Origin of the sequence: Robertkochia solimangrovi (genome assembly GCF_007279655.1) — a bacterium.
GTDB lineage: Bacteria > Bacteroidota > Bacteroidia > Flavobacteriales > Flavobacteriaceae > Robertkochia > Robertkochia solimangrovi.
Genome location: NZ_QKWN01000004.1, coordinates 167,658 through 182,990, shown reverse-complemented (window position 1 = coordinate 182,990; position 15,333 = coordinate 167,658). Strand labels below are relative to the sequence as shown.

8 protein-coding genes are annotated in these 15,333 nt (G+C 41.8%); all 8 read left to right on the top strand.

Features of this window, described 5'->3' with window-relative positions; genetic code table 11:
* Nucleotides 1-20: 20 nt before the first annotated feature.
* The 8 genes from DMZ48_RS07375 (at nt 21) to DMZ48_RS07340 (ending at nt 15,328) form a co-directional block, all read left to right on the top strand.
* The gene (locus DMZ48_RS07375; protein WP_143954485.1) at nt 21-878 is read left to right on the top strand and encodes a LamG domain-containing protein; all 858 of its coding nucleotides are present in this window, start codon (nt 21-23) and stop codon (nt 876-878) included.
* A 135-nt stretch (nt 879-1,013) separates the two neighbouring features.
* Nucleotides 1,014-4,256, top strand: a complete 3,243-nt coding sequence (locus DMZ48_RS07370) for a SusC/RagA family TonB-linked outer membrane protein (RefSeq protein ID WP_143954484.1) — start codon at nt 1,014-1,016, stop codon at nt 4,254-4,256.
* A 13-nt stretch (nt 4,257-4,269) separates the two neighbouring features.
* Nucleotides 4,270-6,252: a RagB/SusD family nutrient uptake outer membrane protein gene (locus DMZ48_RS07365; RefSeq protein ID WP_143954483.1), complete on the top strand. Its 1,983-nt coding sequence runs from the start codon at nt 4,270-4,272 to the stop codon at nt 6,250-6,252.
* Nucleotides 6,253-6,487: 235 nt separating this feature from the next.
* On the top strand, nt 6,488-9,613 hold the full coding sequence (lacZ, locus tag DMZ48_RS07360) for a beta-galactosidase, LacZ type (protein ID WP_143954482.1): 3,126 nt from the start codon (nt 6,488-6,490) through the stop codon (nt 9,611-9,613).
* Between the two features lie 131 nt (nt 9,614-9,744).
* Complete coding sequence (locus DMZ48_RS07355) at nt 9,745-11,328, top strand: glycoside hydrolase (protein WP_143954481.1); 1,584 nt, start codon at nt 9,745-9,747, stop codon at nt 11,326-11,328.
* A 2-nt stretch (nt 11,329-11,330) separates the two neighbouring features.
* Nucleotides 11,331-12,458, top strand: a complete 1,128-nt coding sequence (locus DMZ48_RS07350) for a glycoside hydrolase family 43 protein (RefSeq protein WP_143954480.1) — start codon at nt 11,331-11,333, stop codon at nt 12,456-12,458.
* 162 nt (nt 12,459-12,620) lie between these two features.
* The gene (locus tag DMZ48_RS07345; protein ID WP_422395438.1) at nt 12,621-14,468 is read left to right on the top strand and encodes a glycoside hydrolase family 43 protein; all 1,848 of its coding nucleotides are present in this window, start codon (nt 12,621-12,623) and stop codon (nt 14,466-14,468) included.
* A gap of 26 nt (nt 14,469-14,494) precedes the next feature.
* The gene (locus DMZ48_RS07340) at nt 14,495-15,328 is read left to right on the top strand and encodes an SDR family oxidoreductase (protein WP_143954478.1); all 834 of its coding nucleotides are present in this window, start codon (nt 14,495-14,497) and stop codon (nt 15,326-15,328) included.
* Nucleotides 15,329-15,333 lie beyond the last annotated feature (5 nt).

Here is a 15,333-nt window from a genome sequence, read left to right as displayed (position 1 = left end):
TTAAGCGATAAACGTTACGAATGCCAATTAGACTATTTATAATATTTCTGCTAACCTTTACGTCCTGTGATACAGGGTCAGAGAAAAATGGTGCCAATCCGGGTGATTTGGGTGATGTGAGTACTGATAATAAGGGTATAAATAATGCTGGTAAGGATCAGAATTTTGAGGTGCTTATCACAAAATCATCGTTTGATAATTTTGAGGCTCTTGAGAAAGAATGGAATTATAATTATCCATGGGGGAGTGATCATAATGGTTCAGCACGCATGACCACTTCTACACAAAATCATGATCAGATATCCCTTGACAATGGTGTATTGACAATAACTGCAACGCCACTAATGGGCGATGCAGGCAAGAGCAGTCATCCTCCATATTTGAAGATTAAATACCATGCTGCGTCCCTGCATGCAAAGCAGGTGATTCAGGTGAACAGGGGATATCCTAAATATGAGTTAAGTGGAGAGTTCAAGGCTCCTGTAGATAAAGGTACCTGGCCGGCATTTTGGATCACGGCGGTAAATGGCTGGCCTCCGGAGAGTGATATTCTGGAATTTAAAGGCGATTCATTGAATTGGCAGAATACATTTATTACCCCGAAGGATGTATTTACCGAAAAAACGGCTGTTCCTGATGCACCTTTGAAATGGCATAAATACAGTGCTGTGCTTGAAATGATCGATGATCAGGATATTATGATCACCTATTATACTGATGGTGAAAGAACCGCCAGCCATAAGGCCAACTTTACAGATAAACCTATGTGGGTCATTATAAATCTGCAAATGGAAGGGTCTTCGGGTAGTCCGGGTCCTTCTTCTCCGGTCACTTATCAGAGCCGTAATGTAGAACTTATACGATACAGAAATCAATAAATCCTTTTAAACTTCAATTATATATGCAAACATAAACTACAAACATTTTATCTGGCAAACACTTTAAATAAAGACAATTTACAAACATGTCCGCTTATTGTTTTGGCGGCATGATAAATTTAAACAACTAACACTATGAACAATCAAAATTTGAAAAATCTGATCCGTATGTTACCGGCGGTGCTGGTGCTGTTGGCATTTGTACCGGCAGATATGCGGGCAAATACCCTGTTCAAAGTAAACGGGGATGAATTAATCGCACAGGACCAGGTGGTTCGTGGGCAGGTTGTCAGTGGTTCTGACGGCATGCCAATTCCTGGAGTAGCTATCATGGAGAAAGGTACTTCTAATGGTGTAGCTACCGATTTCGATGGTAATTATGAGATCACCCTAAAAAATCCTGACGCGGTACTTGTTTTTACCTATGTAGGTTTTAAAGCGGTAGAGATGACTGTAAATGGTCAATCTACTATTAATGTTACTATGGAAGAAGACGTTGAGGCGCTTGACGAAGTAGTCGTAGTAGGTTACGGTACTCAGAAGAAAGTAAATCTAACCGGTGCTGTTGGATCGGTTACGGCTGAAACTTTTGAGAACAGACCGGTGCAGAACGCTACACAAATGCTTCAGGGTACTGTCGGGGGTCTTAATATTACCTCTACCGGTGGTAGTCTTGAAAGCTCACCTAGTATCAATATTCGTGGTATTGCTACGATCGGTAACGGATCAACTGGTAGCCCACTTATCCTTATCGATGGGATGGAAGGTGATCTGAATTCGATTAACCCAAATGATATTGAAAATGTATCGGTGCTTAAAGATGCTGCGGCTTCTTCGATCTATGGTTCACGTGCACCTTTCGGGGTGGTATTGGTGACCACTAAAAAAGGTAGATCCGGAAAACCTCAGGTTAGTTACTCGGTGAGTACCCGAACTTCAACTCCGATCAACATGCCGGAGATGATGGATTCTTACACTTTCGCAACGTTCTTTAATGATGCGAACGTAAACACGGGATATAGCCCTTTCTTTGATGCAGACAGACTTCAGAGAATTCAGGATTATCAGGCAGGAATTATCACCGATGAGATTCCAGTAAACCCTAATAATCCAACGCGTTGGGCAGATGGATACGGATATGGTAATGCCAATAATGACTGGTATGATGTACTTTATAAGAACCAGTCTTTTTCACAGGAACATAACATTAGTGTAAAAGGTGGTGGAGAGAATATCACTTATTATATTTCAGGAAACTATCTGGATCAAAATGGTTTGATGGAATTCAATACTGATGAGTTCCAGAGATATACGACCAGTGCAAAGATCAACGCAAAGATTTCTGACGTTTTCTCTGTAAACTATTCTGCAAGATTCATTCGCGAAGATTACGGAAGACCTTCCAGTTTAACTGATGGTTTGTTTCAAGATCTTGCGCGACAAGGTTGGCCGGTTCTTCCTTTATATGATCCGAACGGATACCTGTATTCATCGCCTTCACCTGCTTTAGGGTTGAGCGATGGGGGTAGAGATACCTCTCAAAAGGATTGGTTGTACCAACAATTACAAGTAGTTGTAAGACCAACTACGAACTGGGAAATCTTTGGAGAATTCAATTACCGTACGGAGAACAGTTTCCGTCATTGGGATGTACTTCAAACGTATAACCATGATGTAGACGGTAATCCATATGTATACAATACGTATTCTCAGGTGCATGAAGATGCTTACAGAGAGAATTATCTGAATACCAATATCTATTCGAAATATCATCTTGATATCGCTGAAGACCATCAGTTCGATTTTATGGTAGGGATGCAATCAGAGCTTACCAAGAACAGAACGGTAGGTGCTTCAAGAAACGGTGTGATCATTCCAAGTTCACCGGTACTCGATCTTACTTCAGGAACTGATTATAACGGAAATCTGGTTACTCCGGGTGTCAATGGTGCCTATAATAACTGGGCGACAGAAGGTATCTTCGGTAGATTGAACTATAACTACAAGGATCGTTATATGCTTGAATTCAACTATCGTTATGATGGGTCTTCAAGATTCCGTAGCGATAAGCGATGGAAAGGATTCCCTTCGATTTCTGCCGGATGGAATATCGCTAAAGAGGATTTCTGGGGAGGACTTTCAGAAACCGTTAATAACCTGAAGCTACGTGGTTCCTGGGGTGAATTAGGTAACCAGAATACAGATTACTGGTATCCTACCTATGTGACAATGCCTGTTGGTACTGCAAGTGGAAGCTGGTTGGTGAACGGAACCAGACCAAATACCGCAAATGCACCAGGACTGGTGAGCCAGTCGCTGGGTTGGGAAAGAATTCAGAGCTGGAACGTAGGATTGGATGCAAGTGCTTTTGATAATCGTTTCACCTTGTCTTTTGATTACTTCGTACGTAAAACTCTTGATATGGTTGGACCTGCACCAGAACTTCCGGTTATTCTTGGAGTTGGAGTGCCTGCAACCAACAATACCGATTTAAAGACCTACGGATTCGAATTAAGTTTAAACTGGCAGGATCGTCTTGAAAGTGGATTCGGATATGGAATTCAATTCATTCTTTCTGATTCACAGACCAAGATTACCAAATATCCGAACCCAACCAACACTTTCGACAGATATCGTCAGGGTCAGATGATGGGTGAGATCTGGGGGTATGAAACCGTAGGGATAGCCAAGTCTGATGACGAGATGAATAATCACCTTGCTTCACTTCCAAACGGAGGTCAGGATGCATTAGGCGGGCAATGGGCTGCCGGTGATATTATGTATCGTGATCTGAACGGTGACGGAAAGATCGATTCAGGATCATGGACGTCTGAAGATCCGGGTGACCGTAAATTGATCGGTAATGATACGCCAAGGTTCCCGATAGGGATTACGCTTAGCGCAGATTATAAAGGATTTGATTTCCGTGCATTCGTTCAGGGTGTATTGAAACGTGATTACTGGCAGGGAAGTTATTATTTCTGGGGTGCCTATGATTGGGGTATCTGGTGGTCAACTGGTTTCACTGAGCATGAGGATTATTTCCGTGCCGATGCTGATCACCCACTAGGACAAAACCTTGATTCTTACTATCCGAGACCAGTTTTCAATGGTAAGAACCATCAGACGCAAACTGCATACCTTCAGGATGCATCCTATGTAAGATTGAAAAACGTGCAGTTAGGATATACTATTCCTGCAGATATCGCAGAGAAATTAATGATGAGTAGTATGAGAGTTTACCTGTCAGGGGAGAACATGGCTACCTGGACTAAGCTATCAGATATCTTTGATCCGGAAATGATCGATGAAGGTTATGGAGGGAATGAATATCCTATTTCCAGAACCATTTCACTGGGATTAAACCTTAACTTCTAAAAGCTAGATCACGATGAAAAATTATATAAGAATATTAGCAGTTGTTACGATAACACTTTTTACAAGTTGTAGTAAAGACTTTTTAGAGAGACCACCGGAATCTGCGATCATTCCTGAAGATTATCTGAAGGAAGAATCTCAGCTCGCCGCCTATTCCATTGAAATGTATGGTTTATTGCCTACCCATGGTAACTGGAGTTTTGGTACTTTCGGTATCGATACGAATACCGATAACCAGGCGAGTATGTCCTATAACAATATGTATGTTCCCGGGCAATACAGAGTACCTCAAACAGGCGGTGACTGGAATTTTGATAACATTTATCGAATCAACTATTTCCTTGAAACGGTTGTTCCACGTTATGAGAATAACGAGATTACCGGTAGTGAGTCTGGTATCGAGCATTATATCGGAGAAATGTATTTCTTCCGTGCATTTGAATATTTCAATAAATTGAGAAGTATTGGAGATACGCCTATCGTAGAAACCACTTTGCCGGATGATAAGGAAACTTTAACTGCAGCAAGTACAAGAGATCCAAGATCTGAAGTTGCGAGATTTATTATTTCAGACCTTGATAAAGCCATCGAGCTTATGATGGCTTCGTCTCCTGACGGTGGGAAGAATCGTCTGAACAAGGCATGTGCTCAATTGTTGAAATCCCGAGTAGCACTTTATGAAGGTACCTGGTTGAAATATTTTAGTAATACGGCTTTCGTTCCAAACGGTCCGGGATGGCCAGGAGCAGAAAAGGATTATAATCAGGGGTATACTTTCCAGGCGGGAAGTATCGATGCAGAGATCGATTGGTTGTTAGGAGAGTCAATGGATGCTGCTAAACAAGTAGCGGATCAATATTCCTTAACGACTAATAATGGTGTTCTTCAACAAAGTGATGCTGATGGTACAAACCCATATTTCAATATGTTCAGCGATACCAATATGTCAGGTTATGATGAGGTGTTGTTGTGGAGAGATTATGATCGTGGTTTAGGTATCACACACAACGTGCCGGTTTATGCACAGCTGGGTAATAACGGAGTTGGGCTTACCAAAGGAATGGTTGATTCCTTCCTTATGGCTAACGGATTGCCGATCTATGCAGCAGGATCTGGTTATGCTGGTGATGATTATATCGCTGATGTACGTGAGAATCGTGACGGAAGACTTTGGTTGTTCCTTAAACAACCGGGTCAGGTAAATATCATCTATGAATCAAGTGAAGGAGATCACGGTACACCAATCGAACCGGTTCCGGACATTACTAACTCTTCTGTAGAGCAAGGGTATTCTACCGGATATACCATCCGTAAAGGATTGAACTATGATCAGGCTCAAACCGGAAACGGACAAGGGTCAACAGGAGCGATCGTATTCCGAGCTACTGAAGCATACCTGAACTATATGGAAGCTTGTTATGAAAGAAATGGAGCATTAGATGGATCTGCTACCCAGTATTGGAGAGAGATTCGTGATCGTGCCCAAGTAAATAACGATTTCCAGGCAACTATCGCTGCAACGGATATGCAGGAAGAAGCCAAAGGAGACTGGGGCGCATATTCAGCCGGACAACTGATCGAACCTACACTTTATAATATCAGAAGAGAGCGTCGTGATGAGTTGATGGCAGAGGGACTTCGTATGATGGACCTTAAGCGTTGGAGAGCTATGGATCAATTGGTTCAGACTCCTTACCATATCGAAGGATTCAAACTTTGGGGTCCTATGCAGGATTGGTATGCGGATGGTCAGTTGACCTATGGTACCAGCTCTTCTAATGTTTCTGCACCAAGCAGAAGCGATTACTTGAGACCTTATGAAAAAACCGGAAATGAATTAGTGTATGATGGTTACCGATGGATGATGGCACATTACCTGTCTCCGATCGCTATTCAGCACTTCCTCATTACCACAGAAAATAATGACGTTGAAGGTTCACCGATCTATCAAAATCCCGGGTGGCCAACAACCGCCAATGAAGGCGCAACATTTTAAGTTTTTAGTTAGCTAGTTTGTTAGGGTATGGCGGTTTCAAAAGTGTGTTGTTAAGTAGTTTTAGATTAATTAAGTTAGTTTAGAATAGTTACTGCCATACCCGAAAAAATTGAATATCCTATTGGGGTCCTCCAAGATCACGGACCCCAATTGATATTCATGAAAAAGAAAGAATTAATTAAGGCGGGAACCTCGATCCGGATCATCCGGTATTCCCAAAACCACTATTTTTGAAATGAAACGATTATTAACCATCTCACTTATGTTCCTGTTCTCCCTTGGATTTGCCCAACAGAATGAATGGGAAAATCCTACTGTGATCGATCGCAATAAGGAAGAAGGTCGTGCAGCATTCGTGTTGTACAACCAGCAAGGAAATGCCGTTACGAATATTCCTGAAAAATCGGCGCTTTACAAAAGTCTAAACGGTACATGGAAGTTTTCCATTGTGAAAACTCCTGCAGAACGTCCACAGGATTTTTATAAGGCTTCACTCAATGATAGTGACTGGGACCAGATCCAGGTACCGTCAAACTGGGAATTGCAAGGATTCGATACTCCAATCTACACGAATGTTACTTATCCTTTTCCCAAGAACCCTCCTTTTATAGATGAGAACTATAACCCTGTCGGAAGTTACAGAACCACCTTCGAGGTTCCTGCCGATTGGGATGGGAATGAGATCCTGCTTCACTTCGGATCTATTTCAGGTTATGCCCGTATTTTTGTTAACGAACAGGAAGCAGGGATGACCAAAGCCGCAAAAACTCCGGCTGAATTTAATATTACTCCATACCTCAAAGAAGGTAAAAACCTGTTGGCGGTTCAGATCTTTCGCTGGCATGACGGAAGTTACCTGGAAGACCAGGATTTTTGGAGATTAAGCGGAATCGAACGCGATGTTTATTTACAGGCGATGCCTAAGCTTACCATTTGGGATTACTTCATAAAAAGTGATCTGGATGAAACCTATACCAATGGTGAATTTAGTGCGGCGATCGATGTACGCGAATTTGAAAAGAACAAGATCAAAAAAGCAGACCTTTCGATCAGTCTTCTTGATGCTGATGGGAAAGAGGTTTATACTGAGACCAAACAGATCAAAAAAGGGACTCAAACCCTCAATTTTGAAAAACATATTCCTTCAGTGAATCTTTGGAGTGATGAGATTCCATATCTCTATCGCTACGTGATCACTTTAAAGGATACAAAAAAGAATAACGCTGTCGTTGCTTCCGGAAGGGTTGGTTTCCGTAAAGTGGAATTAAAGAATGCTCAACTTCTGGTAAATGGTAATGCTATTGCAGTTCACGGAGTTAACCTTCATGAACATCATGGTACCAAAGGACATGTACCTGATGAAGCAACCATGCGTAAAGATATTGAGTTGATGAAGCTCAATAATATCAATGCTATTCGTATGAGTCACTATCCTCATGGTGCCAAATTATATGAACTCTGTGATGAGTATGGGATGTATGTCGTTGATGAAGCCAATATTGAAACTCACGCAATGGGAGCTGAATGGCAAGGTAACTGGGATAAATCAAAACACCCTGCATATCTTCCTGAATGGGCACCGGCACATCTTGACCGCATCAAAAGAATGGCAGAGAACAATAAGAACCATTCTTCAGTGATTTTGTGGTCGATGGGTAATGAATGTGGTAATGGACCTGTTTTCTATGATGCCTATAAATGGCTGAAGGAGTTTGATACAACGAGACTTGTACAGTTTGAGCAAGCCGGTGAAAATGAAAATACAGATATCGTTTGCCCGATGTATCCCGGAATTAACCATATGAAGAGTTATGCCGAGGCAACCGATAAATACCGTCCGTTCATCATGTGTGAATACAGTCATGCCATGGGGAACAGTAATGGTAATTTTAAAGAATACTGGGATATTATAGATAGTAGCCCTCACATGCAAGGTGGATTTATCTGGGATTGGGTAGATCAGGGACTTCTCACTCAAGACGAAAATGGCGTTGAGTTTTGGGCTTATGGAGGTGACCTTGGTGGTGAAGATCTTCAGAACGATGAGAACTTCTGTGCAAACGGACTCGTTTCTGCAGACCGTACTCCTCACCCGGCATTACCGGAAGTAAAGAAATTCTACCAGAATATTCGTTTTACCTATAATGGTGACGGATCGGTTAAGGTGGATAACAGATATCATTACAGGAATCTTAGCGAATTTAAGATCAAATGGGAACTGGTTAAGAATGGTAACATCGAAAAATCCGGAGAGCTTCAGGTTAATGTTGCACCGGGAACAACAAAGGACCTGCCATTGCCGATTGGAACTATAGCTGAAGATGCTGAATATTTCCTAAATGTTTATGCTGTGACCGGAGTAGAAGCTCCATTGGTTCCTGCAGGACATGAACAGGCAAGAGAACAATTCTCACTGGGTAAAACAGATTTCTTTGCCTTGAACAGTGGTAAAATAGCCGGAGATGATGTTTTAAAATATAAAAAGAGATCGGGGAAACTGACCTTTGAAGCCGGAGAAGTTTCAGGGATTTTTGATCTCAATACAGGAGCCCTGGAATATTATGGGTTTAAAGGAGCAGAAAGTGAGAACATGATCGGGGCCTATCCGACACCTTATTTCTGGAGAGCTCCGACCGATAATGATTTTGGAAATGAGATGCCGAAAAGATTGGGTGTCTGGAAAAATGCACATAAAGCGCCTGAAGTGACCGAAGTGGTGATAGGGAAGAAATCCGATGCCGGATTACCGGTTAATGTAAGTTACAAGTTAGCTGAAGTGGAAGTTCCTTATACAGTAGAATATCTGATTCAACCTGACGGTACTATTAAGATCACTGCGAGTATGGATCTTGAAGGGAAGGATCTTCCGGAAATCCCAAGGTTTGGTATGCGTATGGAATTAGCAGGAGATCTGGATAACCTGAACTATTACGGTAGAGGTCCCTGGGAAAATTATTCAGACAGAAAGCATGCTTCATTCCTTGGAACCTATGAAAGTACGGTTGCAGATCAGTTTACCTGGGAATACATTCGTCCTCAGGAATGCGGTTATAAAACCGATGTCAGATGGTTTACATTACTGAATGAAAAGGGAACTGGAATAGAAGTTACCGGGACACAACCGATAGGATTCAGCAGTTTGAATGTCTCAACGGAATCTCTTGACCCGGGAATGTATAAAGAGCAACGTCATACCAATGACGTTCATCCGGAAGATAAGGTGTATCTGCATATCGATTACGCTCAACGTGGCGTAGGTGGAGATAACAGCTGGGGAGCATATCCTCATAAGCAGTACCGATTGGAAGCCAATTCATATACGTATTCTTATATACTGAAATTGGTGTCCGGCGTTAAATAGACGACACCTGTGTATAAGCAATACTTTAAAATTATAAATGAATATCCTGGGCTTTCCATTGAGGAGAGCTCAGGATATTTTAATATAGGCCAATCGGAATTACGTTGGTCAAAATCTGTGTAATATTAGTAATGAAGACCAAAAGCAAAATTATAACCGCATTATTTTCCGGTGTTTTGATCCTTACAGGTTGTAAAGAAACCGTAACCCCGAACCCGGATGCCCTTGTCGTAGATTTGAACACCACTTATCAAACTATCGATAATTTTGGGGCCGCCGGATGCTGGTTTGGAGAAGGGATAGGCAAATACTGGCCTGAAGAGAAGAAAGAAAGGATCGCAGAACTGTTGTTCAGTAAAGAGATGGATGCTTCCGGAGACCCTTTGGGAATCGGACTGTCTGCATGGCGTTTTAATATTGGGGCTGGAACCGCAGAACAAGGAAATGCAAGCGGTATCAGTGATTTCAGAAAACGAGTAGAGTGTTTCCAGAATCCCGATGGTACCTATGACTGGAGTAAACAACAGGGGTATCAATGGCTGTTGAAAAAAGCCAGTGATTATGGTGTTGAAAATCTTATTGCCTTTTCGAATTCCGCACCGGTACAATTTACAAGAAATGGTTTGGGTTACCGAACAGAAAAGGATTATAAGACCAACCTAAAGGAGGAGCATTTTAATGATTTCGCTGATTTTCTTGGGGAGGTTCTCGTTCATTTTAAAGAGGAAGGACTTCCTTTTGACTATATCAGTCCGATCAATGAGCCACAATGGGATTGGTATGGAGAACCCGGTAAGGCAAAACAGGAAGGATCGCCCTGGAGTAATTCCGATATCTATCGTGTCAACAGTCTGCTTGATAGTACGCTTACCGCCAGAGGACTTGAAACAAAGATACTCACCACAGAAGCAGCACAATTGGATTACCTGTATAAAGGGGGAGGTCAGGCTAATAAGCAAATACAGACTCTTTTTGGAGAAGTAAGCGAATTTAATATTCGGAAATTGAAACATGTTCCAGATCTCATCGTAGGCCATAGCTATTTTACAGATGCACCAGATGAGCGAATGATCGATATTCGACAGGAGGTTGCTAAACATGCTGCTGAGGAGCATATCACTTTCTGGCAGTCGGAATATTCTATGTTAGCCGATGGTTTCAGAGAGGGAACAAAGGAAAAGAGAACTGCATTTGATTGTGCGCTTTTCCTGGCTAAACTGATACATTTCGATCTTACGGAAGCCAATGCTGCAGCATGGCAATTTTGGAATGCTTTTGAACCCGGACCAGCCGATTTTGATACAAGATATTATATGATAGCCCTGAATCCGAATGAGACGCATACTGATGGTGATTTTACTCCGGTAAAGACTTTATGGGCTTTAGGGCATTACAGCAGATTTATTCGTCCAGGGATGAAGAGAATTTCGGTGGAATCCGGATTGACTCCGGAAAAGTCTGCTCAGGAATTTATGACCTCCGCATATGTTGATGAGCAAAGTGGAGAAATGGTGGTAGTTGCAATCAACTATACCGATGTGCCCAAGAATTTTAGCTTGAATACAAAGGAGTCTGGGTACGATTTTGGTAGGCAATATTTATCCACTGCTGATCCTGATATCAATATGGCATTGCAACCTGAGCAGGTTAATGCTATTCAAGGGGTTGTGTTACCTCCACGCTCCATTTCTACTTTTGTTTTTGAAAAAGACTGATTATGAGATCTAATATTTTTAACCTGTTTATTTCGTTCCTGATGGCTGTTCCTTTTATGGCAAACGCCCAGGAAAAGCTGGATTCATTCAAACCGGGTGAGATCTGGCCTGATACGGATGGTGTTCATATCAATGCCCATGGTGGGGGAATCCTGTTTAAAGATGGAATCTATTATTGGTATGGTGAACATAAAGGAAAGTCAAGTAAAGCCAACGTTGGAGCCAATGTTTATAGTTCGAAGGATCTGTATAACTGGAAAAAGGAAGGAGTAGCTCTCGCGGTAAGTGAAGATCCGAATTCGGAGATCACTAAAGGTTGTGTGATCGAAAGACCCAAGGTTATCTATAATGAGAAAACCGGAAAATTTGTGATGTGGTTTCACCTCGAACTCAAAGATAAAGGATATAGTGCTGCAAGAACAGGAGTAGCGGTGAGTGATACACCAATTGGTCCTTTTAAATATCTTCATTCGTTCAGACCAAATGCAGGAAAATGGCCTGAGAATTTCGACGAGTCATGGAAAGCTCCCTATGTCGCTAACGAAACTCTCGAGTGGTGGACACCTGAATGGTATAAAGCGGTAAAAGAAGGATTGTTCGTAAGACGTGATTTCAATGGTGGACAAATGTCCAGAGATATGACACTTTTTGTTGATTCTGATGGGAAGGCCTATCATATTCATGCCGCAGAAGAGAACCTGACCCTTCATATTTCAGAGCTCACAGATGATTATCTTGATTTTACAGGGAAATACATTACCCTTGCTCCTGCAGGACATAATGAAGCACCTGCTATTTTTAAACAAGATGGAATGTATTACCTTATCACTTCCGGTTGCACAGGATGGGATCCTAATGCTGCCCGATCTTTTCGTTCGTCTTCGATTTGGGGTCCGTGGGAAGAACTCGGTAATCCGTGCGTTGGACCTGATGCTGAGCTTACCTTCAATTCTCAAAGTACATTTATCCTGCCGGTAGTTGGTCAAACCGATAAGTTTATCTTTATGGCGGATCGTTGGACACCAAAAAACCATGTTGATGGTCGGTATATTTGGCTGCCTGTTGCATTAAAGGATGGTAGACCTGTTATCGAGTGGACAAGTGAATGGGATCTAAATGCATTCCGGTAAGTTTACATAAAAACTTTCTGGATGATTTCTGTTAGTCACACCCGTTATAAAGATTACGGGATGAATCCTGAAGTGTAAGCAATGAAAGTTAAACCCTTAAAATAAAAATTAATAGTACCTATGAATAAGATTATCTTGATAATGTTGTTGGCTGTCACTTTTATGAAGGCACAAACAAGACAAGAAATGCCTGAAAAGGATTTCAATCACTATCTGTTTACATATTTTACCGGAAACAGTGTGGAAGAAGAGGCGATTAGATTTGCGGTTAGTCCTGACGGTTATCATTTCTATACGTTAAATAATAATGAGCCGGTGATCGATTCCAAAAAGATCAGTTCGACCGGTGGCGTTCGTGATCCACACATTTTGCGAACAGAAGATGGTAAACATTTTTATATGGTGGCTACCGATATGACTTCCTATTTGGGTTGGAGTTCAAATCGTGCAATGGTATTGCTGAAATCTGATGATCTTATCAACTGGTCTTCCAGTGTTGTGAATATTCAAAAACGATTTGATGGAAATGAAGACCTTCTTAGGGTATGGGCTCCTCAAACTATCTTTGATAAGAAGGCAGGGAAGTATCTTGTATATTTCTCCATGAAACACGGCGACAAACCGGATATTATCTATTATGCTTACGCCAACGATGATTTCACCGATCTTGAATCGGTGCCAGAGCCGTTGTTTATTCCGGAATCAGGCAGAGCCTGCATCGATGGGGATATTGTATTCAAGGATGGTGTATATCATTTATTTTACAAAACAGAAACTGAACATCCTGGTATTAAGGTGGCAACCACGACCGATCTAACCTCTGGTGAATGGGAAGAGAATGACGAATATCTTCAGCAAACTAAGGAAGCTGTGGAAGGTTCAGGTGTTTTCAAACTCAATCATTCCGATTCTTATATCCTCATGTATGATATGTATATGAAAGGTAAATATCAGTTTACCAAGAGCACGGATCTCGAACATTTTGAAGTCATTGATAACGAAATATCTATGGACTTTCATCCACGTCACGGAACTGTGATTCCAATTACTGACAGTGAGTTGAAACGACTTACAAAGGAATGGGGAATGCCCGGAGAATATCCTGAATTACATAATAATCCTGTGCTGGAAGGATATTATGCAGATCCGGAGATCATTTGGTCGGAAAAGAACCAGAAGTATTATCTGTATCCAACTACCGACGGTTTTGACGGATGGAGTGGTTATTATTTTAAGACCTTTTCATCAGTTGATCTGAAAGACTGGAAGGATGAAGGTACAATTCTCGATCTGAAAAAGGATGTATCCTGGGCTGATCGAAATGCATGGGCACCCTGTGCTATAGAAAAGAAGATAAAGGGTTCGTATAAGTACTTCTATTATTTTACTGCGGCTCAAAAGATTGGGGTGGCAGTAGCAGATTCACCGGAAGGACCATTTACTGATTCAGGAAAAGCGCTGATCGATTTCAGACCAGATGGTGTGAAAGGTGGTCAGGAAATAGATCCGGACGTATTCAGGGATCCGGTAAGTGGTAAATCATATCTCTATTGGGGGAATGGTTATTTGGCAGGTGTTGAATTGAACAAAGATATGACCTCGATCAAAAAGAAGACTTTAAAGGTGATGACGCCTGATAAAACATTCAGAGAAGGAACCGAAGTTTTTTACAGAAATGGAAAATATTATTTCCTGTGGAGTGAAAATGATACAAGAAGTCCGGATTACAGGGTACGTTATGCCATGGCGGATGATCCGTTGGGTCCTTTAGAGATTCCGGAGGATAATTTAATTCTGAAAAAGAATCCCGAGAAAGGCATTTATGGAACCGGTCATAATTCTGTTATTCAGGTTCCCGGAAAAGATGAATGGTATATTGTTTATCATCGTTTCCCAATTCCTGACGGAATCAATATGGGTGATGCTGCAGGATTTCACAGAGAAGTGTGTATCGATGCATTGAAGTTCGATGCTGATGGTAAGATCATTCCTGTGGAACCTACTTTATAAATTGAAAATTTCGGATATTTGGTTTCATGGAGAAAAAATTAACGGGTAGTACCGTAGTGGTGACCGGAGGGACGGGCGTGCTGGGATCTTGTTTTTGCAGAGCCCTTGCCGATAACGGAGCAAAGGTCGCAATACTTGGTAGAAGTCTTGATAAAGCTGAAAATCTTGCAACGGGGATCAATAACGCCGGTGGTCATGCGATCGGAATAAGTGTCGATGTTTGTGATAAGGCCGGCCTGGAAAACGCCAAAGAAGTAATATTGAACGCTTTTGGAGCCATTGATATTCTTATAAACGGTGCGGGTGGAAATCACCCGGAAGGTGTAACCGCCGATGAGTATTTTGATTCGGAGAAACGAAATTCCGGAGTTAAAGATTTTTTTGAGCTCGGACTGGAAGGAATGGATCATGTATTCAGGTTAAACTATATGGGTACCTTCCTTCCCGTACAGGTCTTTGCCGCTGAAATGATCGGCAGAAGGGGTTGTAGTATCATTAATATATCTTCCGTTAGTGCTTTTCTGCCATTGACAAAGGTTCCTGCTTATAGTGGGGCTAAAGCTGCAATTTCAAACCTTACGCAATGGTTGTCTGTGTATTTTGCTAAGGAAGGGATTCGGGTCAATGCAATTATGCCCGGGTTTTTTCTAACTGACCAGAATAGGTCGTTACTCACTGAGCCAGATGGAAGCCTTACTGCGCGAGGTCATAAAATAATCGGTCAAACCCCAATGGGGCGTTTTGGAGATCCGGAAGACCTGATAAGTACATTGTTATGGTTGTGTGATCCCGCTTCTGCTTTTGTTACCGGAACGGTTATCCCGGTCGACGGTGGTTTTACAGCATTTAATGGGGTTTAAATGGA